General features: G+C 36.7%; 19 protein-coding genes and 2 pseudogenes. 17 read left to right on the forward strand and 4 right to left on the reverse strand.

All coding sequences use genetic code 11. The annotated features are described in order from the left end of the window. Window positions 1-43 precede the first annotated feature (43 nt). The 7 genes and pseudogenes from CP368_RS02195 to CP368_RS02225 all read left to right on the forward strand — a co-directional run bounded on the left by CP368_RS02195 (window position 44) and on the right by CP368_RS02225 (window position 7,039). Window positions 44-307: a DUF896 domain-containing protein gene (locus tag CP368_RS02195; RefSeq protein WP_081776580.1), complete on the forward strand. Its 264-nt coding sequence runs from the start codon at window positions 44-46 to the stop codon at window positions 305-307. Window positions 308-372: 65 nt separating this feature from the next. Beyond that, entirely contained in the window at window positions 373-591 is a 219-nt protein-coding gene (locus CP368_RS02200) for a YneF family protein (RefSeq protein ID WP_013438154.1), read from the forward strand. A gap of 83 nt (window positions 592-674) precedes the next feature. Beyond that, complete coding sequence (locus tag CP368_RS02205) at window positions 675-2,441, forward strand: ABC transporter ATP-binding protein (RefSeq protein ID WP_098043774.1); 1,767 nt, start codon at window positions 675-677, stop codon at window positions 2,439-2,441. Next, window positions 2,434-4,230 carry an ABC transporter ATP-binding protein gene (locus CP368_RS02210; protein WP_199161199.1) on the forward strand — a complete coding sequence of 599 codons (1,797 nt, stop codon included), beginning with the start codon at window positions 2,434-2,436 and terminating at the stop codon, window positions 4,228-4,230. Before CP368_RS02205 ends, CP368_RS02210 begins: the two co-directional genes overlap by 8 nt. Window positions 4,231-4,321: 91 nt before the next feature. Then, on the forward strand, window positions 4,322-6,265 hold the full coding sequence (locus CP368_RS02215) for a M13 family metallopeptidase (protein ID WP_098043775.1): 1,944 nt from the start codon (window positions 4,322-4,324) through the stop codon (window positions 6,263-6,265). Between the two features lie 35 nt (window positions 6,266-6,300). Beyond that, a pseudogene (locus CP368_RS02220) lies at window positions 6,301-6,549 on the forward strand (FAD-dependent oxidoreductase); the annotation flags it as partial. Between the two features lie 22 nt (window positions 6,550-6,571). Then, a complete protein-coding gene (locus CP368_RS02225) occupies window positions 6,572-7,039 on the forward strand; it encodes a DNA starvation/stationary phase protection protein (RefSeq protein ID WP_025006478.1) in 468 nt (155 codons plus the stop codon). A 446-nt stretch (window positions 7,040-7,485) separates the two neighbouring features. Here the strand turns inward: CP368_RS02225 and CP368_RS02230 are convergent, their stop codons facing one another. Together CP368_RS02230 and CP368_RS02235 are read right to left on the reverse strand one after the other, a co-directional pair. Next, a complete protein-coding gene (locus CP368_RS02230) occupies window positions 7,486-9,246 on the reverse strand; it encodes an oligopeptide ABC transporter substrate-binding protein (protein WP_098043776.1) in 1,761 nt (586 codons plus the stop codon). Between the two features lie 545 nt (window positions 9,247-9,791). Next, the gene (locus tag CP368_RS02235; protein WP_098043777.1) at window positions 9,792-10,634 is read right to left on the reverse strand and encodes an SLAP domain-containing protein; all 843 of its coding nucleotides are present in this window, start codon (window positions 10,632-10,634) and stop codon (window positions 9,792-9,794) included. 157 nt (window positions 10,635-10,791) lie between these two features. Here CP368_RS02235 and CP368_RS02240 point away from each other — a divergent pair. Further along, window positions 10,792-11,650, forward strand: a pseudogene (locus tag CP368_RS02240) (IS982 family transposase). Between the two features lie 98 nt (window positions 11,651-11,748). On the opposite strand, the gene CP368_RS02245 reads toward CP368_RS02240, so the two are convergent. Both CP368_RS02245 and CP368_RS02250 read right to left on the reverse strand, forming a co-directional pair. Then, entirely contained in the window at window positions 11,749-12,924 is a 1,176-nt protein-coding gene (locus tag CP368_RS02245) for a cyclopropane-fatty-acyl-phospholipid synthase family protein (RefSeq protein ID WP_098043778.1), read from the reverse strand. 103 nt (window positions 12,925-13,027) lie between these two features. Further along, the gene (locus tag CP368_RS02250; protein WP_098043779.1) at window positions 13,028-13,642 is read right to left on the reverse strand and encodes a 1-acyl-sn-glycerol-3-phosphate acyltransferase; all 615 of its coding nucleotides are present in this window, start codon (window positions 13,640-13,642) and stop codon (window positions 13,028-13,030) included. 64 nt (window positions 13,643-13,706) lie between these two features. On the opposite strand from CP368_RS02250, the gene CP368_RS02255 reads away from it, so the two are divergent. From CP368_RS02255 to CP368_RS02295, 9 genes are all read left to right on the forward strand, one after another. Further along, window positions 13,707-14,738, forward strand: a complete 1,032-nt coding sequence (locus tag CP368_RS02255) for a GIY-YIG nuclease family protein (protein ID WP_098036244.1) — start codon at window positions 13,707-13,709, stop codon at window positions 14,736-14,738. A 162-nt stretch (window positions 14,739-14,900) separates the two neighbouring features. Continuing rightward, the gene (rpsB, locus tag CP368_RS02260; protein ID WP_056945437.1) at window positions 14,901-15,674 is read left to right on the forward strand and encodes a 30S ribosomal protein S2; all 774 of its coding nucleotides are present in this window, start codon (window positions 14,901-14,903) and stop codon (window positions 15,672-15,674) included. Window positions 15,675-15,707: 33 nt separating this feature from the next. Next, window positions 15,708-16,733 carry a translation elongation factor Ts gene (tsf, locus tag CP368_RS02265; protein WP_056945436.1) on the forward strand — a complete coding sequence of 342 codons (1,026 nt, stop codon included), beginning with the start codon at window positions 15,708-15,710 and terminating at the stop codon, window positions 16,731-16,733. Window positions 16,734-16,872: 139 nt separating this feature from the next. Beyond that, window positions 16,873-17,598, forward strand: coding sequence for a UMP kinase (pyrH, locus tag CP368_RS02270; RefSeq protein ID WP_025005930.1), 726 nt, complete (start codon window positions 16,873-16,875; stop codon window positions 17,596-17,598). Beyond that, the gene (gene frr, locus CP368_RS02275; protein WP_025005931.1) at window positions 17,598-18,155 is read left to right on the forward strand and encodes a ribosome recycling factor; all 558 of its coding nucleotides are present in this window, start codon (window positions 17,598-17,600) and stop codon (window positions 18,153-18,155) included. Before pyrH ends, frr begins: the two co-directional genes overlap by 1 nt. Before the next feature lie 2 nt (window positions 18,156-18,157). Continuing rightward, a complete protein-coding gene (locus CP368_RS02280) occupies window positions 18,158-18,892 on the forward strand; it encodes an isoprenyl transferase (protein ID WP_025005932.1) in 735 nt (244 codons plus the stop codon). Between the two features lie 2 nt (window positions 18,893-18,894). Continuing rightward, window positions 18,895-19,710, forward strand: a complete 816-nt coding sequence (locus CP368_RS02285; protein WP_056945435.1) for a phosphatidate cytidylyltransferase — start codon at window positions 18,895-18,897, stop codon at window positions 19,708-19,710. A 10-nt stretch (window positions 19,711-19,720) separates the two neighbouring features. After that, window positions 19,721-20,977: an RIP metalloprotease RseP gene (rseP, locus tag CP368_RS02290; protein ID WP_098043781.1), complete on the forward strand. Its 1,257-nt coding sequence runs from the start codon at window positions 19,721-19,723 to the stop codon at window positions 20,975-20,977. 40 nt (window positions 20,978-21,017) lie between these two features. Beyond that, the gene (locus tag CP368_RS02295; protein ID WP_098043782.1) at window positions 21,018-22,715 is read left to right on the forward strand and encodes a proline--tRNA ligase; all 1,698 of its coding nucleotides are present in this window, start codon (window positions 21,018-21,020) and stop codon (window positions 22,713-22,715) included. Window positions 22,716-22,717: the final 2 nt, after the last annotated feature.

Raw genomic sequence — 22,717 nt, forward strand, 5'->3', positions numbered from 1 at the left:
AAATACGGTAGACTAAAGATTGTTAATGTGAGGTGAATATAAAATGAATAAAGATGCAATGAGTAAAGAAGAAGAAAAAAAGGTAACTGATCGAATTAATGAACTTTACCATAAGAAAGAAAAAGAAGGCTTAACTCCCGAAGAGGAACAAGAACGTAAAGAACTTCACAAAAAATTCCTTGCCAACTTCAGAGCTGCATTTAAGCAAGACGTTGAAAATATGGTAATTATCGATAAAAACGGTAAAGAAGTAACCTCAGAAAGAGCAAAACGTGCTCAAAGAAGAAAAGGTCTTAGAAAAGATTAATTAAGCCTTTTAAAAAAGTGAAAAATTATGTAAGATATTATTGTTAGTTAGATGGAGGATATAATATGAATTTAGGTTTAGCAATATTTTTGATTATTATTGCACTTTTAGTTGGTGCAACAGCAGGTTTTTATGGTGCAAGAGCATACATGAAGAAGTATTTTAAGGAAAATCCTCCTATTAGTGAAGATATGATCGTTGCTATGATGTCTCAAATGGGACAAAAGCCTTCTAACAAGAAGGTTCATCAAGTAATGAACATGATGAAGCATCAACAAAAGTAATTATTAGATTATTTTGTGGTGTTAAGGCGAGGGATTATTCCTTCGTCTTTTTTGGTGTTCTTTTTAAAGAATGGAGTGAGTAAATGAACATATTTAAAAAACTGGGTTGGTTTTTTAAACAAGAAAGGAAACGTTATATTATCGGAATTACTTTTCTTGCTTTAACCTCTTTAGCCAACTTAATTCCGCCAAGAGTATTAGGACTGATGGCAGATCAGCTGGATCAAGGTCACATCTCATGGGGGCAATATGGGATGTTGGTTCTAGCTGTTTTGGCTGCCGCCTTCGTTTTATATATTTTGCGCTACTTTTGGCGTAAGCAAATTTGGGGCGGGGCCGCAGAACTAGAACGACAAATGCGTTCTAAACTGTTCGACCACTTTATGATCATGGACAGAACATTTTATCAGCGCCACCGAACCGGTGACTTGATGGCCCATGCAACTAACGATGTGACTTCTATTCAAAACGTAGCCGGTGATGGCGTTTTAACTTTAGTTGACTCTCTTGTCATGGGATTATCAACTATGATTGCCATGATCATTTTCGTTGATTGGCGTCTGACTATCGTTGCTTTATTGCCACTGCCATTTTTGGCACTAGGTGCTTGGAAGCTTGGGGGTCGTTTGCATGATGCTTTTGATAAATCACAGGCTGCTTTTTCACGTTTGAATAATAAGACCCAAGAATCCGTTTCAGGCATCAAGGTGCTGAAGACCTTTGGTCAAGGAAAAGAAGATACTCAGGCCTTTGACAAAATGGTCGATGACACAATTAATATCAATAAAAAAGTGTTTGTATGGGACTCCTTATTTGATCCATTGGGTACGGCAATTATCGGTGCAACCTATGTAATTACCATTATTTATGGTGGACTTTTAGTTACAAATAAAGTGCTATCGATTGGTCAGCTCGTTTCCTTCATTGCCTATATTGCCAACATGGTTTGGCCGATGTTTGCGATTGGTTATTTGTTCAATATTTTGGAAAGAGGTAGTGCGAGCTACGACCGTGTAGAAAAGCTACTTTATGAAAAGCCGTTAATTACTGATGCCCACGCTGATCAAAGTATTAGGGCTCAAGACTTACAAGGTGATTTGCATTTTGATATTAAGTCGTTTGCTTATCCTGATGAAAAGGATATTCCAGTATTAAAGAACATCGATTTCACCTTAAAACCTGGTCAAACTTTAGGTTTAGTAGGTCGTGTAGGTGCTGGTAAAACGACAATCATTCAGCTGCTATTGAGAGAATTCGACCAATATGACGGTGAAATCACCTTAAATGGCATCAATATCAAGAAAATTCCGCTTAAAGTTTTACTTAGCCAAATATCTTATGTTCCCCAGAACAACTTCCTCTTTTCAACGAGTATTGGTAGAAATATTGCTTTCTCAGAGGCAGATGCAGGCAAAAATGAGATTGCGGTAGCTGCTAAGAAGAGTGATTTGCACGATGATGTTTTACAAATGCCACAGGGCTATGAGACTTTAGTCGGTGAAAATGGACTTTCACTTTCTGGTGGTCAACGTCAAAGAATGTCCATTGCCCGTGCTTTGCTTAAAGATAGCCAAATTTTGATTTTGGATGATGCTTTATCAGCGGTTGATGCAAAGACTGAAACCGAAATTCTAACTTCTTTGAGAAATGAAAGAAAAGATAAGACCACGATGATTGCGGCACATAGATTGACATCGGTCATGGATGCCGATTTGATCTTAGTCTTAAAAGACGGTCAAATTATTGAACGAGGCAATCACCAAGATCTGCTCAAAGAAAATGGCTGGTATGCGGAAATGTGGCGTAGACAAGAATTGCAAGCAAAGGTGGGTGAAGATGTAGATGAATAATGAAGAAAAGCAAGAATCAGTGTGGTCTAAGGCAATCCCATTTAAAGAGCAGGTAGCGATTTTTAAACGTTTGATGGGCTTTGTTAAACACTTCAAGTTTGAAATGACCATTGCCTTGATTGGTGCCTTCTTAGTCAGCATTATCAATATTTTGCTTCCGCGTGGATTGCAATATTTCTTAGACAACTTTTTGCTTAAACAAAGTGCAACTGTCCAAATTATTCTGTTTGCGGGTTTGCTTTATGCAGTAGGTTCCATTTTAAAAGCGGTCATTCAGTTTACTTACCAATATTTCTTTGCTTTGGGTTCTGAAAAGACCTTGGAAAGCATTAGAAGAGCGCTTTATCGAAAATTGCATAAGTTAGGGATGCGCTATTTTGACCAAACTCCTGCCGGTTCAATCGTTTCAAGAGTTACTAACGATACGATGACTCTTAGCAACTTCTTGACTGTGCTTTCAACTGTAGTAATTGGTGCTTTTTCTGTGGTTACAGCATTGGTCGCAATGTTTACTACGAACGTGATTGCGGGCTGGATTGTTTTAGCGTTTGTGCCAATTTTGCTCTTTGTTATTTGGCTCTATTCGCAAAAGAGTTCGCGGCTTTATCGTAACTATCGTGAACGGTTGAGTAGAATTAACGCTAACTTGAATGAGTCAATTGAGGGCGTCTCGATTATTCAGCAGTTTAACCAAGAAAAGAGAATGACCAACCAATTTGAGGGTGAAAATGGTGGGTTGATGAATACGCGTTTCAACATGATCCGTATTAACTCATTGCTGCTTTCACCTTTGACTAGTTTGCTTTATTCATTGGCTTTAGCTGTAACGTTGATGTATTTCGGTTTTCCATTGCAGGCAACATTTGTGCCAGCTGGTGTGGTATATGCTTTCTCACAATACTTATCACAATTGTTTAATCCAATTTCAACTATGATGGACCAGATGACTTTCTTCCAAGATGGTATCGTAGCCGGTAAGAGAATCTTTGCGATTTTAGATGATGAACAATATGAGCCAAAGCAAAATGCTCAAGAAGGATTGACTATCAGTCGCGGCAAGATTGAATTCAAGCACGTTAGTTTCTCATATGATGGTAAAAATGAAATTTTGCATGATATTTCATTCGTAGTAAATTCAGGTGAAACTTTAGGTATTGTGGGTCATACTGGCTCTGGTAAAAGCTCGATTATCAATGTAATGATGCGCTTTTATGAATTTGGTAAGGGCGAGATCTTAATTGATGATATAGATATCAAAAAATACCCTAAAGAAGAACTGCGTAAAAAGCTGGGGCTTGTTTTGCAGGAACCATTCATGTTTTATGGTGATATTTCTTCTAATATTCGTTTATATAATAAGAATATTACCGATGAACAAATTAAAGACGCAGCTAAGGCAGTTCAAGCAGATCAATTTATCGAAAAGATGCCAGGTAAATATCACGCAAAGGTAATTGAAGGCGGCGAAGAATTAAGTCAAGGTCAGCGTCAATTAATTTCTTTTGCTAGAACATTGGTTACAGACCCTAAAGTTTTGGTATTGGACGAAGCTACAGCTAACGTTGATACCGAAACTGAAACTATGATCCAACAGGGACTTAAACGTTTACGTAAAGGTAGAACAACTTTAGCGATTGCTCACCGTTTGTCTACAATTGCCGATGCGGATCAAATTATCGTGTTAGACAAGGGGAGAATCATTGAACGTGGTAACCATGAACAGCTTCTTGCTAAGAAGGGTTACTACTACAATTTGTATACTCTGCAGAATAATGAAAATAAAGAGTAGTTAATAAAAGACGTTTTCCATGATTGCAAACGTCTTTTTGTTATAATGATTAAAAAGAATGAAATAATTATTAATATTCATAGGAGGAAAAATGAGAAGATTTTACGCTGTTCGCGGTGGTGCGGGCGATGTTGCAGAACCAGATGTTAATGCTAAGCCACAAGATAATTTATATTTGGCTGTTAATTCAAATTGGCTTTCTAAAGCTGAAATCCCTGCTGACCGTACTTCAACTGGTGTCAACTCAGAACTTGACATTAAGATTGAAAATAGAATGATGAAAGACTTTGCCGATATTGCTGCAGGCAAGGAAAAGATGCCTGATATCAAGGAATTGGATAAGGCAATTGCTTTGTATAAGATTGCTAAGAATTTTGAGAAGAGGGATGCAGAAGAAGCAAACCCTATTCAAAATGACTTGCAAAAGTTATTATCATTAACTGATTTTGCTGACTTTGGTAAAAAAGCTAAGGACTTATACATGGGTCCATATATCTTGCCATTCGTCTATGGCGTCGATGCCGATATGAAGAATACCGACGTTAATGTCTTATACTTTGGTGGTCCAAGTACCTTCTTGCCAGATACAACAACTTATAAGACAGAAGATGCTAAGAAGCTATTAGACATTTTGCAAGATCAAAGCATTAATTTGTTAATGATGGCCGGTATTGGCAAGACCGAAGCAAGAGTATACGTTGATAATGCATTGGCTTTTGATGCAAAAGTTGCCAAGGTTGTTAAGTCTACTGAAGAGTGGGCCGACGATGCTGCTATTTATAACCCAGTTTCATATGACAAATTTATTGCTAAGTTTAAGTCATTCGATATGACAAAATTCTTAGATGAACTTTTACCTGAAAAACAAAAGCGTGTAATTGTGATGGAACCACGCTTCCTTGACCATGCAGAAGAATTAATCAATGCTGAAAACTTTGACGAAATCAAAGGCTGGCTGCTAGTTAAATACATTAATAGCGTAGCTAAGTACTTGTCACAAAAGTTTAGAGAAGCAGCCTTTCCATTTAACCAAGCAATTACTGGCGCACCAGAAATGCCATCACAAATTAAGCAAGCCTATCGTATTGCCAACAGTGCCTTTGATGAAGTAGTTGGTATTTTCTATGGTAAGAAGTACTTTGGCGAAAAGGCTAAGCATGACGTTGAAGATATGATTCACAACATGCTTAAGGTTTATGAAGAAAGAATCAACCATAATACTTGGCTTTCTGATGAAACTAAGAAGAAAGCAATTGTTAAATTAAATGCTTTGGTTCTTAAGATTGGTTATCCAGAAAAAATTGAAAAGATTTTTGATTTGTTACAAGTAGATCCTGAAAAGAGCTTATATGAAAATGAAGCTGCTATGGATAAAGTTCGTACCGAATATGAACTAGAGAAATTGACTAAGCCGGTTGATCGTTCAGTATGGCTCATGCCAGGTAACTTGAACAACGCTTGTTACGACCCACAAAGAAACGATTTAACTTTCCCAGCTGGTATTTTGCAAAAGCCATTCTATGATATTAACCAATCAAGAGGTGCCAACTACGGTGGTATTGGTGCTACTATTGGTCACGAAGTTTCTCACGCCTTTGACAACAACGGTGCCAAATTTGATGAAAATGGTAATATGAACAACTGGTGGACCAAGCAAGACTTTGCCGAATTTAACAAGCGTGTGGGCCAAATGATCGACATTTTCGATGGTTTGCAATATGGTCCAGCTAAGATTAATGGTAAGCAAGTTGTTTCTGAAAATATTGCTGACCTTGCTGGTTTAGCTTGCGCCGTTCAAGCAGGCAAAAATGATGGTGCAGATTTGAAGGATTTGTTTGAAAACTACGCTAGAAGCTGGATGGAGAAACAACGTCCAGAGGCAATTAAGACTGAAGTTCAAACCGATGTTCATGCGCCACAACCAACTAGAGTAAATATTCCGGTTCAATGCCAAAATGAATTCTATGATGCATTTGGCGTTAAGAAGACAGATGGTATGTGGCTTGATCCAGAAGATAGAATTACAATCTGGTAAAAATAACAAGAATCTATATTGGCCTAAGTGAATAAGATGAAGATAACCCATTAGGTTATGTAGCATTGACCTTTGATAAGCTTAACCACCAAATTTTAGGTGGGGTCGGAATGTCTACTTATGATTTAACAGGTCAAGGAAATGTCCTTAGTTTAGCTATTAGCCATAGACTTACTTTAGAAGATTTTGCAGAACAAGATTTCTTCTTCTCACCAAGTTTTGACCGTCAATGGAGTATACTTAACTTGGCGGCCCAACATACCTTAGGCTGGGCTAAATTTTAATTTAATGAAAGTAGGTCTCAATATGAAGTATCCAGAAACAAAAGAAAAGTTAAATGAATTAGTCATTAATTTATTGCATATGCATATGATTGTTCGCCGTCACCATTGGTATATGCGCGGCAGTCAATTCTTGAAGTTGCACCCATATCTTGATGACTTAATGGATGAACTAGATGATCAGATTGATGGTCTTGCAGAAAGACTAATTACCATCGATGGTTCACCTGTTGCCACTTTAAGGGAAGTTGTTCAATTAAATAAAATTCCTGGTGAAAAGGGGAGTTGGGACTTCACTAATACACAAAGACTTGAAAAGATCATTTCAGGCTATCGTTATTTAGATAAGCTCTATGAAGAAGCGCTTGAAGCTTCTGATAAAGAAGGAGATTACTCTACTAATGATATTTTGACTGGTTTCCATACAGATCTTGAAAAGCGGCTTTGGATGTTAACGGCTGAACTTGGTCAAGCTCCAGATATTGATGCATAAGTCGTAAATTTAGAGAAAATAGCGAATCTGTAGTGGTTCGCTATTTTTTATGGCAAAAAGCTCTATCACAATTTACGTAAGCACCTGAAATTTGGACTGTAATTTCGAGGCTTTTGTTATGTCTAAATTATCTGAACGAGACATTAATTATTTCTGAAACTTGCGAACTCTGTTCGCGGGTGTGTCATTGTTTCATAGCTTCTGCTTTAGTTTTACGCTTTCCTTCAGGTCTTTGTCTGTGTTGCAGGTTTATCCATCATTTGGCCCGACTAGACATCTATACGCGCACACGAAAAAATTGATGGTCAATTCCTTCATTAATAACGTCACTATTAGTGATACACAAGAAAAATGCTACCAAATCAGTCAGATTTAGTAGCATTTTTTAGATTAATTAAAGTAAATTTTAGAAAAGATATTTATTAGGCAAGACAGTTAGGTAATGTTTATTTTACAAACCCTGCACTAAACCAGTTAGTTGCGCTTGGTTTAACTGACCATCCAGTTACTTTTTTATTAACAGCGGTTAGTGAATATGAATTAGTGGTAGGTACAACATAGGCCTCATTGTACATCCATTTTTGCCATTTTCTGAATGCGTCAACACGATACTTATGGTTGAAAGCTTTTTCTGAGTCAATATCAGCTAAAAGCTTAGTTTGCTTAGGTGAAACGAAACGAGCAAAGTTGTATGGTGCAGCTTCATTGTAAAGGTCGTTAGGGGATGGTTCACTTGAAAGTGACCAGCCACCTTCAAAGACATCAATTTTTGGATCATCAGATTGAACTGCTTGTACCCAATTGTTAAATTCCATTGGACGACCGCCAACAAACTTAACGTTCAAACCGATTTTCTTCCATTGTTGGATATAATTACGCCATACGGGCTCTGCGGTAGTAGCATTGTTTCTAACAGCTAAATTAATAGTAAGCTTCTTTCCGTTAGGTTGAACTCTGAATTCGCCTTTCTTTTTATATCCGGCTTTATCTAGTAATTGGTTGGCTTTCTTCAAGTTATATGGGTAACCTTTAATTGAACTATCGGAAAAGTCACCAAATTGTTCTGGAATCAAAGTATTAACACGGAATGCTAATCCTTGGTAATAGCGTTTAGCAACAGCATCAATATTCATTGCATAGGCCATTGCTTTACGTAATGCTGGATTATTCATCTTGGCATTCTTATTTTCAACATTCTTTCCTAGCTTCTTATCCCATTTACCAACTTTAAAAGCTAAGTAGCTATAATTAAGTGGAACTTCACCAATAAAGTTAGTATCAGTTGCATTCTTAGTTTGATCCCATTGTGTATTAACCACATCAGCAATATCAAATTTATGATTTTTAATGGCTTGGGTAGCAGAACTGGAGCTGACAACAGATGCAGTTACTTTTTCAAAGTTTGGTGTACCACGCCAGTAATAAGGATTACGCTCCCAAGAAACAGATTGACCACGAACAATATTAGATACACGGAATGGTCCAAAAAATAGTGGGGATTTTCTGACCTTGTCACTAGATAAAAGCTTTGAAAAAGGTACATCCTTTAAGTAATGATAGGGTTCAGCATATTCCCAGAAATATCCATTACCTGATTGAAGCATACCAGGCTTCATTTGCTTGAAATGGAGTACGACTTTGCGTCCATTTTCACCATCAGGCATTTCAATTCCAGAAATTTTCTTGCTTTTGCCTTCATGATATTCAGCTAAGCCAACAATATCAGCTAAAGATTCAGTATATCTTTGTGATTTAGAGTCTTTATTTGCAATAATTTCATAAGCAAATTCAACGTCTTTAGCATTCACTTGCTTACCATCTGACCACTTAACTCCTTTTTTCACTTCGATTGTGATAGTCTTAGCTTTCCGATTTAGTTTAAAAGTAGCAGCTCCTTTATTATTGATCTTATATTGATCATCTGTTGAAAATAAAGTTTCTAGACCTGGGCTTTGTACCTCACCATCAATTGTAGTATCTGATAATTCTGGTAAGAAAATACCAGTGAATGGACTGTCTGTTTCAAGAGCATAGGTTAAAGTTCCCCCTTTTTTAATACTTTTTACGGGAACAGTTTCGCTAAACTTATGATTAGTTTTATTTGCATTACTACTGTTTGTATGTTTGTTATTACCACATGCAACTAAACTTAAAGCTGCTCCAGAAATAAGTGCTAATGCACCAAAATATTTTCTTGCTTTAGTCATGATAAAGCGTACCTCCAAAGAAATTTTATTAAATTATATTTTAATTTTATTATATGATTATTAAAAAAGCAAATCGTTTTTTCTACTTTTGTTAAAAAATATAAATAAAATTAAAAAGATTAGATCTTAGGATACTTAAAACATGATAGAGATAAGTCAGATCCCTGAACTCTATATAGCAGAATATGCAAAGTGCTAGGGAACATAACGATCGTAAGTTGATGAAAATTAGGAAAGATAAATGAAAGTATTTTTTCACTTTTAGCTTATTATAATGCGGAAAATAGAACATGCATTTTAGTAGGATTTCAAACCGCTTAGAAATGACAATATTAACATATAATGGTGTATTGATGGACAAGCTTTAATTAGCACCAAGCGTACATCTTATTACTACAATTATGATAGTATCAAGACATTAGAAAAACCATACTCCGATAAAATATCGAAATATGGTTTTAAAATAGAGTGATCTAAAATATGTCCCAAATTTGGCGTTCGCATCAAATTCAACTAGCCTTAAATTTAAATTAATTATTTGAATTTTATTCTTCTGGTGCAACAGCCAAGTTTGGCATAGTTGCAATGTCGTTCATATCAATGTATGACTTTTGACCCTTAATGCCGTATAAAGTCAAAGTTTGGTCGCCATTTTTAATAGTCTTAGTGCGGTCAACACTAACTTTGCTGCCAGCAGTTAATTCTTGGCTAACTGTTTTACCTTCGGCATCGTAAACAGGGACTTTAGATTCATTGCTATGCTTACCTAAAGTTACAGTTTGGTATGCAGCATATAATGGTTCATTATTTACGTAACTTACATTAGATACGCGGATATATGCGTTTTTACCGATGCTGTAATATTGGTGGCCCTTAATAGTCTTAGTTGATAAAGCCATCTTTTTGCCATCATTTACTAAGAAGCGGTATGCATCACTAGCAGCTGTTTTAATCAAGCCGGTGTAGTTTACAATTCGAGATCTACGCAATAAGACACGCTTAGAGTTCTTAGTTACGCGCTTACCATTTTTGTCGTAAACATATGAATTATTAGCAATATATAAGATGCTCTTGCCGTTTAATGTTGAAATTGCGGAAGTCGGAACGTACTTGTCTTTAGCGATCTTATAAGTATATTCATTGTTGATTAACTTAGGAGCGCCGTAGTATTTAAAAGTAGTGCCGTTCTTAATCTTTTGATTCTTTTGTTTGCCAGCAGCATTGTAGACACCGATTACACTACTATTGTTATTGCCAACAGTAATTGTGCCAGTTGACTTTTTAGTAGCAGCTTGAGCAGTGGTGATTGATGGATTTACAAGTGCAATAGCTGGTGCTGTTAAAGATAATGTGGCAGCAGCTAAGCTGATTGATTTAATGAGTTTCATGGATATTCCTCCCTTGAAAATATCAATATTTTATTTGCTATTATTATACGCTATTATTATACGCGTGGTGCTAGTTAAATTGTTTTAGTTAACAAAAAAAGTCCAATCTTGTTAGACTCGACTTGTAAACATATTAATAGAAAAGAGTCTGACTAGATTGAACTACCCTAAGCTTAAGCGTTTTTCTCATCCTAACACAAGTTAGTTTTAGTCGTTTAAATATAATTTGTCGCTGTTTGTACAAACTTCATGCCCCAGATGCATTAAAGCAAAGACGAAATATCAATCGATGTAAAATATTTGACAGTTCTATTCTGGCCTTGCTTATTTGGCAGGCTTCATTGGGCGTTGAATCTCAAAGAAGATTTTGTGAAAAGCTTGTTAATTTATCTCACTCTCGCTTTAATCGCAGAGCACGCATGCTTTTGCCATTAATCTATTTAATTCGACATGGCTTTAATGAGGAAGTAGATCTGTCAGGCGACATCTTGATTATTGGTAGCTTTCCTGTGCCAGTCTGTCAGCCAATTCGCAATCGTCGAGCAAAGATCTTTCGCGGCTATGCCGATATTGGCTATAAGGCAACCAAAAAAATCTATTATTATGGTTTTAAGGTTCACGCTATTGTTAGCGACGACGGCTACTTGCTAGATTATATCGTAACCAAGGCCTCAGTTCATGATGCTAAGGAAACAGTAGAACTGATTACTAACGCTCATCCTGACAATCGTTACCTTTTGGGCGATGAAGGATATTTGGGCAAAAACCTGCATCAACGCTTAGAGCAAATGGGCTATACGCTTTGGACACCATATCGTAAAAACATGAAGAATGCTCAAAAGCACAATAAGCACTATTTAATGGCACTCAGAAGGACCATCGAGAGTGATTTTTCGCTTTTGTCTTACTACAACGCTGAAAATAATCGAGCTAGAAGTTTAGCAGGTTTTCAAGAGAGACTCGAAACTGCCATTTTAGCTTATAATATGGCATATTGTCTAGAACGATTTAACTAGCACAACGTGTATTTGAATATATAAAAAACCCCATCTTAGCATGAACTGGATGGGGTTTTAAGATACTTCAGTTTTTGACGCTTACTTTTCTGTTTTAATTACTTAAGCATGTAATTTCTAGTCATTGGTAAGTTCTTGCCAGAAGGGCCCTTGGTAAGCAAGTATTGGATGACATCGATATTGCCTGATTCAAATGAAGCAGCACAAGCATTTAAGTACATGTCCCACATACGAGTGAAACGTTCGCCCATTTTATCTTCAACTTGATCACGAACAGCATTGAAGTTCTTGTCCCAAATTTCAAGAGTTCTTTGGTAGTGACGACGAAGAGCTTCCATATCAGTGATTTGCAAGCCACTGTCAGCGATGTCGCCGACAATTTCTTGCAAACCTGGAATGTAACCACCTGGGAAGATGTATTTGTTGATCCAAGCGTTAGTAGCACCACCTTGTTGACGAGTAATACCGTGGATCAAAGCAATACCATCTTTGTTTAAGTACTTGTAAACATCTTGGAAGTATTTAGGTAAGTTCTCTGAACCAACGTGTTCAAACATACCAACTGAAGTTACGTAATCCCAGGTTTGATCACCAAGTTCACGGTAGTCTTCAAGTCTAACTTCAGCTACATCTTGCAAGTTTTCATCGTAGATACGCTTTTGTACTAATTTGTATTGTTCTTCACTCAATGTAACACCGGTAACCTTAAGACCATATTCGTTAGCAGCAGTGAGCATCAATGTACCCCAGCCACAACCGATGTCGAGTAAAGTTTTGCCTTTTTGTGGGTTTAATTTGTTTAAAATGTGGTGAACTTTAGCAATTTGAGCTTGTTCAAGATCATTTTCATTACTATCTTCAAAGTAAGCACAAGAGTAAGTCATAGTAGGATCAAGCCATAACTTGTAGAAGTCGTTACCGATATCGTAGTGGCTTTGTACGTCTTCTTCACTTTGCTTTTCAGTGTGCTTTTGCTTTGGTAAAAATTTGCGGAACTTTGAGGAACGCATGAAACTGTCGGCACTTTCGTAAGCACCAAAAATTAATTTTTGAATATCCCCGTGGATTTCAATTTTCTTATCCATGTATCCTTCACCAAGTGCGAGTGAAGCATTTCTAGTAATGTCGCCCATAGGGATCTTTTCGTTAAAGACAATTTCGATTTCAGGAGTACCATTACCGTAGACTTCGCTTTTACCGTCCCAGTAGGTTACTTTAACGGGAAAAGGGAAGGACTTGCTAAGCATCGTTTTATAAAAAGTTTTTTCTAACAATTGCTTTTTCCTCCAATATTTAAAACCTAAAAGTATTTTAACACTTCTTTCTTTTTATTTGCTAATGGGATGAGAGCAAAATAAAAAACAGCTAATAGCTGTTTTATTTGGCAACATAATGGAAATTAGGGTCTAATTCTTTATCCAAGCTATTCCAGGCATCTTCAAGTTGCTTGAATAAAATTTGTTCATTTTCATGAGTTAATTTAGTTTTACGATCAATTGTAATTGGATCACCAAAGTTAACTTCTAGGGGTTTGCGCTTAAGCAGTCCTTTAAAAGTTAATGGACCTTGATAAACGACGGGTACCATTGGCTTTTTGGACATTTTAGAAATTAAAAGTACGCCACCTTTTAATTCAGCAGAGTGTCTTGTGCCCGATGGAAAAATGATTAATGATAATTCCCCTTTTCTTAATCCTTTTACTGGGATTTTTAATGCAGATGGTCCTGGATTTTTTCGATCGACAGGAAAGGCATGGGCATGATCTAAAATAAAACGTAAAACCGGATTTTTGAATAGTTCGATTTTAGCCATGAACATAAATTCCATTGGACTAGCACCTAAGGCAAACAAGATAGGTTCCCACCAGGTACGGTGAGGTGCTACTAAGATATAGTTACCTTTAGGTAAACGATTCTTGTGATGAATATGTAAGTGTCCATTTAGTACCCATACGATAAAGCGGGCAATCGGACGAATTATTTTATAAAACATCTTTTTGTTCCTCCAATTGTTGTAATATTATAAAAATAGATAGACAAGAAAGGCAAATATTTTTATGGTAGAACTTAAAGATAATGAACGAATTGATTATATGTACAGTGATGATTTGCGGATTATCCAAGATAAAACTGCCTTTAGCTTTTCTATGGATACATTGCTTTTGGCTTATTGGGCTAAGAATCAAATTCGTGATCGCGATAAAGTAGCAGATTTATGTGCGGGAAATTGTGCTGCAACGATTTATATGGCTTACTTCAATCGTGCGCACTATGATGCAATTGAGATTCAAGACGAAATATATTCGCAAGCTAAGCGTTCTATTGAACTTAATCAAATGGAAAATCGTATAGCAGTGTATAAGGATAATGTACTGAATGCCGCAAAATTTTTGCGTAAGGATAGCTACGATGTAGTAACAGTTAACCCACCTTACTTTAAGGCCCCTGAAGGGCATGAGGTAAACCCAGATAGAAAAAAAGCAATTGCTCGTCATGAATTGTTAATTAATTTAGAGCAAATTATTGAAGTTGCCAGTGGCTTATTAAAAATGAAGGGGAAGATGTTTATGGTGCATCGACCTGAGCGATTAGGCGAGATTTGTTACTACTGCATGAAGCATGATTTGAGTGTAAAATTAGTGCAACCATTTGTGTCTCACCGCGGAGATGATGCAAATTTAATTATCGTTGAAGCCGTAAAGCACACTGGGACAGATGGAACTGAACTTAGGGATGCAATCGAAGTTCATGACAAAAATGATGAATTTAAGCCATTAATTCAAAGAATAGTTCGAGAGACCCCTGAAGATAAAGCTAAACATGACGCCCGAGGTAAATACTATTTTTACGTTTTGCTTTGTAATGATGGTAGTTTTTATGGTGGCTTTACTAATGATTTAGATCATCGCCTGAAAATGCATAATTCTGGCAAAGGCGCTAAATACACCAAATCTAGGCGACCAGTTCGTATGATTTACCATGAGCAATTTGACGATAAAAGATTAGCTTTAAAAAGAGAGTATTGGTTTAAGCACCATTCACGCGCTTGGAAAGAAAATTTTTTAAGAGAGCATAATATTAATTTTTAGCTTGAAAAATAAAATTATTTTTTGTAAAATAGGCGAGTATGCTGTGTTAGCATATAATTTTTAAAACACATCAAGAGCGATCATCATCGTGGTGCCCTAGGTAGTGGTTTGATGATGAAATGAACGCTTGAGAGGATATAAAACCATAGGAGGAATATAAATATGGCAGACGTTGTTACAATGAAGCAATTGCTTGAAGCTGGTGTCCACTTTGGTCACCAAACTAGAAGATGGAACCCAAAGATGGCTCCTTACATTTTTACTCAAAGAAATGGTATCTACATCATTGACTTGCAAAAGACTATCAAGATGTTAGATGATGCTTACAACTTTATGAAGGCTGTTGCCGAAGACGGTGGCGTATTCTTATTTGTAGGTACTAAGAAGCAAGCTCAAGACTCAATTGCTGAAGAAGCAACTCGTGCAGGTCAATACTACGTAAACCAACGTTGGTTAGGTGGTACTTTGACTAACTGGACTACTATCCAAAGCCGTGTTAAGAGATTAAAGCAATTAAAGGAAATGTCACAAGACGGTACCTTTGATGTTCTTCCAAAGAAGGAAGTTGCACTTTTAACTAAGGAAATGGACAAGCTTGAAAGATTCTTAGGTGGTATCGAAGATATGCCAAGAATCCCAGATGTATTGTTCGTAGTAGACCCTAAGAAGGAAAAGATCGCTGTTCACGAAGCAAACATTTTGGGTATCCCAGTTGTAGCTATGGTGGACACTAACACTGATCCAGATCCAATTGACGTAGTTATCCCATCAAACGATGACGCTATTCGTGCTATCCGCTTAATCGCTGGTGCTATGGCTGACGCTATCGTTGAAGGTAAGCAAGGTCAAGATGACGAATCTGTTGAGGTTGACTTTAAGGAAAATGCTGATGGTTCAGAAGAAATCGTTAGCGCTGAAGAAAATCCAGAAGACTAGTTTTTACTGTTAGTTCCGTAGGAGGATCTATTAATGGCACAAATTACTGCAAAATTAGTTAAAGAATTACGTGAACGTACTGGTGCTGGCGTTATGGACGCTAAGAAGGCATTGGTAGAAGTTGAAGGTGACATGGACAAGGCTATCCAATATCTTCGTGATAAGGGTATGGCTAAGGCTGCTAAGAAGGCTGACCGTGTTGCAGCTGAAGGCTTGACTGGTGTTTACGTTAATGGTAATGTAGCAGCTATCACCGAAGTTAACTCAGAAACTGACTTTGTTTCTTCAAATGATAAGTTTGTTAACTTAGTAAAGGACGCAACTAAGACCATTGCTGAAGGTCAACCTGCTGATATGGAAGCAGCTAAGGAATTAAAGATGGACGATGGTTCAACTTTAGATCAAGCATTCGTTAATGCAACTGCTACCATTGGTGAAAAGATTGTTTTACGTCGCTTCGCTTTGGAAAAGAAGAATGATGATCAAGAATTTGGTGCTTACCAACACAATGGTGGCCAAATCGGTGTTATTACCGTTTTAGAAGGTGCCGATGCAGCTACTGCTAAGCACTTGGCAATGCACATTGCAGCTATGAAGCCAAAGGTTATCTCACCTGACGAATTAGATGATCAATTTATTACTGATCAATTAGCTGTAATGAACCACAAGATTGATCAAGATAATGAAAGTCGTGCATTGGTACACAAGAAGCCATTGCCACACCTTGTTTATGGTTCAGAAAAGCAATTAACTGATGATGTTTTAGCTAAGGCTAAGGAAGACATTAAGGCTGAACTTAAAGAAGAAGGCAAGCCAGAAAAGATCTGGGACAGAATTATCCCTGGTAAGATGCAACGCTTTATCGATGATAACACTCAAGTAGATAAGCAATTTGCAGTCTTATCACAAGACTACATCATGGATGATAGCAAGACTGTTGGCGAATTCTTGAAGGATAAAGGCGCTAAGTTAGTTGCTTTCCAACGTTTCGAAGTTGGTGAAGGTATCGAAAAGAAGCAAGAAGACTTTGCTGCTGAAGTTCGCGAACAAATGAAGTAATTTAAAAATTACATTATGATAGAAAGGAGGAGTACATTAAGTGCTTCTCCTTTTTATTTTTTATTATGATTGTTTTTACTATCAAGACATTGTTGAGTTAGATATGGTAGAATGATTAAAGCTATTAGAGGAGGTCACTATGAGTCAAGTTAAATATAAACGTATCATTTTAAAAATATCAGGTGAAGCTTTAGCAGGTGATAAGGGAAATGGAATTAATCCAACTGTAATTGGTCATTTAGCTAAAGAAATTAAATCTGTTCATGATTTAGGTGTTGAAATCGGCATCGTATGTGGTGGCGGTAATATGTGGCGCGGTGAAACCGGTGCTAAGTTAGGCATGGAACGTGCACAAGCCGATTACATGGGTATGCTTGCTACCATTATGAATGGATTAGCATTACAAGATGGTCTTGAAAAAGTTGGTGTTCCTACTAGAATGCAAACTTCAATTGAAATGAGACAAATTGCTGAACCTTATATTAGAAGAAGAGCACTCCGTCATCTTGAAAAGGGGCGCGTAGTTATTTTTGGTGGTGGTACAGGTAACCCATACTTCTCAACTGATACTACTGCTGCTCTTCGTGCTGCTGAAATTGGCGCTGATGTAATTTTGATGGCCAAGAATGGTGTAGATGGTGTTTACTCAGCTGATCCTAAGACTGATCCAACAGCTACTAAGTTTACTGAATTAACTCAACTTGATTTGATTTCAAAAGACTTGAAGGTTATGGATAGAACTGCAAGTTCACTTTCAATGGATACTGAAATTCCATTAATTGTATTTAACGTTAATACTCCAGGCAACATTAAGAAGGTTGTTATGGGTGAAAATATTGGTACTGTTATTAGAGGTGACAAATAATGAATAACGAAACTATTAAAAAAGCACAAGATAACATGGATAAATCTATTAAGGTTTATCAAAAGAGATTAGCTTCAATTCGTGCCGGTGTAGCCAATGCTGCTCTTCTTGACAATGTTCAAGTTGAATATTATGGTGCACCTACTCCATTGACTCAAATGTCAAGTATTACTATTCCAGAACCACGTGTTTTGCTTATTACTCCATATGATCAAAATAGTTTGGATGATATTGAACATGCTCTTTTAGCCTCTAATTTAGGCTTAACTCCAGCCAATGATGGTAAGGTTATTAGATTAGTTATTCCTCAACTTACTGGTGAAAGAAGAGAAGAAATCGCCAAAGAAGTTGGAAAATACGCTGAGGATGCTAAAATCGCCGTTAGAAATGTTCGTCGCGAAGCTATGGACGCTTTGAAGAAAGAACAAAAAGACGGCAATATTACTGAAGATGAACAACGCAATTTAGAAAAGCAAGTTCAAAAGGTAACTGATGATTCTACTAAAAAGATTGATCAACTTGCTGATGAAAAGCGTAAGGAAATTACTCAAGGTTAAGCATGAGCAAGACGGATAATGAATTAAATCATTTAGCCATTATCATGGATGGTAATGGACGCTGGGCTAAGAAAAGGCACAAGCCTCGTTTTGTAGGACATCGTGAAGGCATGGATAATGTTGAGCGAATTACCCTAGCGGCTAATAAGTTAGGAATTAAAGTGCTAACTTTATATGCTTTTTCTACTGAAAACTGGGCTAGACCTAAAGAAGAAGTAGCTTATTTAATGAATCTTCCCGTGCGCTTTTTCGACAAATACATGCCGACTTTGATGGAAAATAACGTTAAAGTAAACATTATGGGTTACTTAGACGAATTGCCAGAAAAGACTTATAAAATAGTACAACGAGCAATGTCAGAAACTGCTCATAATACTGGCTTAATTCTTAATTTCGCTTTTAATTATGGCTCTAGAAGAGAAATAACGACTGCAATGAAAGAATTAGGTGGCATGATTGAAGCTGGTGCACTAAAAAGTGAAGACATTACCGAGAAAATGATCTCCCAGCACTTGATGACCAAAAATTTTGGCAAGTATCAAGATCCTGACCTGTTAATTAGGACATCAGGAGAACAAAGAATATCTAATTTCTTATTGTGGCAATTAGCTTATTCAGAGTTGGCTTTTAGTGATAAAAATTGGCCAGATTTTGATGAAGATGATTTAAGAAAATTTGTAAATGATTTTAAGCACCGTAATCGGCGCTTTGGTAAGGTAGACGAATCGGATAGTTAAATATGAAACAACGTGTAATTACGGCAGTTATTGCCTTGATTTTATTTATTCCAATTGTGCTTGCAGGTGGCCTTTGGATGGATTGGTTGACTGTATTATTTGCTGCAGTCGGCATTAGTGAGATCTTTTTAATGAAAAAACAGATTTTGGTCTCATTTGATTTCTTGCTAGCATTGCTTGCAACTTTGACATGGACAGTGCCGGATGCATTTTTTAAGGCATTCCCACCTAATATAACCAAATTCGGAGTATTCTTTGGAATTGTTATGCTGTTCTTAACCTGGACAGTACTTTCTAAAAATAAGACTACTTTCGATGATGTTGGTGTTTACATCTTGGCATCACTTTATATAGGGATTGGCTTCCACTACATGGCAGCCATTAGAGCTTACCCGCAAAATGGTTTAGCTTTATTGGGTTACGTGTTCGTAGTTGTTTGGTCAACTGATATTGGTGCTTACATGATCGGTCGTAAGATTGGTAAACATAAGTTATGGCCAGTAATTAGCCCTAATAAAACTTGGGAAGGATCAATTGGTGCCGTTATTTGTGCATTGATTTGTAGTGCAATTTACCTAGCAATTTTGAGTCACTTTAACATTGTTTTTGGAGTTTCCGAATTAACTATGGTAATTTTGGCATTCTTCCTTTCAATTGTAGGTCAAATGGGTGACCTAGTTGAGTCAGCATATAAGCGTTTCTACGGTGTTAAAGACTCTGGTAAAATTTTACCAGGACATGGTGGTATTTTAGACCGATTTGATAGTATGTTATTTGTTTTACCCGTAGTAGCTGCTATCTTAGGTATTGTTCACTAGGAGAATTTTATTGAAAGGTATACTAATCTTTTTAATCGTTTTTGGCTTATTAGTTTTTGTCCATGAATTTGGACATTTTATTGTAGCCAAAAAGTCAGGTATACTTGTGCGAGAATTCTCAATTGGTATGGGACCTAAGTTATTTCAGATTAGAAGAAATCCTACTACTTATACTATCAGGTGGCTACCACTTGGTGGTTATGTTCGATTAGCAGGATCTGATGATGAAAGCAAATTAGATCCGGGCATGACTGTAATTTTGCAGTTAAATGATCAGGATGAAGTGGTTAGAATAGATGCTTCTGAATCTGACATGCCAATAGAGGGTATTCCCGTTCAAGTTACTAAGGCAGATTTAGTAGATAATTTAGTAATTGAAGGCTATGAGAATGGCGATGAAAATAAACCGGTAACTTACCATGTTAATCATGATGCAACTATCATTGAAAAAAATGGTACCGAATTAATCATTGCACCTCGTGATACTCAATTTAATGAAGCAAAGGTCTGGCAAAAGTTAGCAACTAATTTTGCTGGTCCTTTTATGAATATTGTATTAGGTTTTGTTGTGTTCTTAATCTGGACATTTACGGTGCCAGGTCCAGCCACAACTACTATTCAATCTACTACGAATGGTTCACCTGCTCAGATTGCTAAAATTGAACCAGGTGATCGAATTGTAGCGGTTAATGGTCAAAAGATTAATAGCTTTGAACAGGTAACTGAAAAAGTTAATCAAAGCAAAGGTAAGAGTCTTAAATTTGAATTAAGTAAAGATGGCTCTACTAAAACTGTAATAGTTAAACCAAAGGCTCATCGAATTCAGAAGCAAAAAATTTATCAAATAGGTATTGTTGCTAAAAGTAATGAAAATGCTGGCGTAAAATTAAAAAGAGGTTGGGATACGGCTGTTTCTACAACCGGTTTGATTTTTAATGCAGTAGGTAACTTATTTAGACATTTTAGTCTTAATAAATTATCTGGTCCTGTAGGAATTTACTCTCAAACTTCGCAAGTTTCACAAATGGGCTTTACATATGTATTAGCCTTTTTAGCAATGATCTCAATTAATTTGGGAATTGTTAATTTAATTCCAATTCCAGGTTTAGATGGTGGTAAACTTTTATTGAACTTAATTGAATTAGTTCGTGGTAAACCAATTTCAGAAGAACATGAGGCAATTGTTGAATTAATTGGCTTTGGTTTATTATTAGTATTAATTATTGCAGTTACAGGCAATGACATTTATCGCTATTTTATAAAATAATTAATAATAGTTAGTTTTGTTTTTACTTTAGGAGAAAGTAATGCGTCAATCAAAATTTTTTATGCCAACTTTAAAGGAAGCTCCATCAGATGCTGTGGCAGAAAGCCACAAGTTGATGATTAGAGGGGGATATATTCGTCAGGTTACTGCTGGTGTTTATGCTTATCTTCCATTAGGTTATCGTGTATTACGTAAGGCTGAAGGAATTATTGAAGATGAAATGGAAAAAATCAATGTTCCTGAAATGATCATGCCTCATTTATTACCAGCTACTTTATGGCAAGAATCAGGTCGTTACAAGAAGTACGGCGCTGAAATGTTCAAATTGAAGGATCGCCATGGCCGTGAAAGTTTGCTTGGACCTACCCATGAAGAGACTTTTACTGAAATTATTGCTAAGAACCTTAAGAGTTATAAGCAAATGCCATTAGCTTTGTACCAAATTCAAACTAAATTCCGTGATGAAAATCGTCCTCGTTTCGGTTTACTCCGTGGTCGTGAATTTGTCATGCTTGATGGTTATAGTTTTGCCGCAACTCGTGATCAATTAGATGAGCAATTTGATGATCAAAAGAGTGCATATAAGCGAATCTTTAAGCGTGCCGGTGTTACTGTACACCCAGTAATTGCTGACTCAGGTACAATGGGTGGTAAAAACTCAACTGAATTCCAAGCACCAGCTGCTATTGGTGAAGATACTATTGCTACTAATGAAAAGGGAACATATGCTGCTAACCTTGAAATGGCTAAGAGTATTGATACCTTTAAACAAGAACCAGAAGATGCCAAGGAACTTACTAAAGTAGCAACTCCAGATTGTGATACAATCGAAAAATTAGCTAAGTTCTTGAATGTTCCAGCAACTAGAATTGTTAAGAGTATTCTTTATATTGCGGATGATCAAAAAGTTTTGGTTTTAATTCGTGGCGATAAGCAAATCAATGAAGTAAAACTTGGACATGTTCTTGACGCTGATGAAGTCCATGAAGCAGACACTGCTGATTTGAAAGAAATTACTGGTAGTGAAAAGGGCGGCGTTGGTCCTGTTAATGCTGATTGGGCTGACAAGATTATTGCAGACGAAACTGTTAAGAATCTTTACAACGTAGTCGTTGGCGCTGGTGAAACTGATTACCAATTTGAAAATGCTAACTTGGGTCGTGATTTTAAGGTTGATGAATTTGCTGACATTAGAACAGCAAACGAAGGCGAACCAGATCCTGTTGATCATTTGCCACTTAAGTTCACAACATCAATCGAAGTTGGTCATATTTTCAAGCTTGGAACTTATTACACTAAGACTATGGGTGCTGATTTCTTGGATCAAAATGGTAAGGCTAAGCCTGTTATCATGGGTTCATATGGTATTGGTGTTACCAGAATGCTTTCAGCAGCTGTAGAACAACACTTGACTGAACACGGTGTTGCTTGGCCAAAAGAAATTGCACCATTTGCAATTCACATTGTTCAAATGAAAATGAATAAAGAAGATCAAACCGAATTAGCTGAAAAACTTGAAAAGAGGTTCAGTGAAAAGTATGATGTTTTATACGATGACCGTAAGGAACGTGCTGGTGTTAAGTTCGCAGATGCAGATTTAGTCGGTGCACCTATTAGAATTACGGTTGGTAAGAAGGCTGCTGATGGTATCGTTGAGGTTAAGAGACCTACTGATGATAAGGCAACCGAAATGTCAATTGATGAATTAGATAAGTTTGTAAATCAAGAGTTAGGATAATT

Source organism: Lactobacillus sp. UMNPBX17 (assembly GCF_002553735.1).
Lineage (GTDB): Bacteria > Bacillota > Bacilli > Lactobacillales > Lactobacillaceae > Lactobacillus > Lactobacillus gallinarum.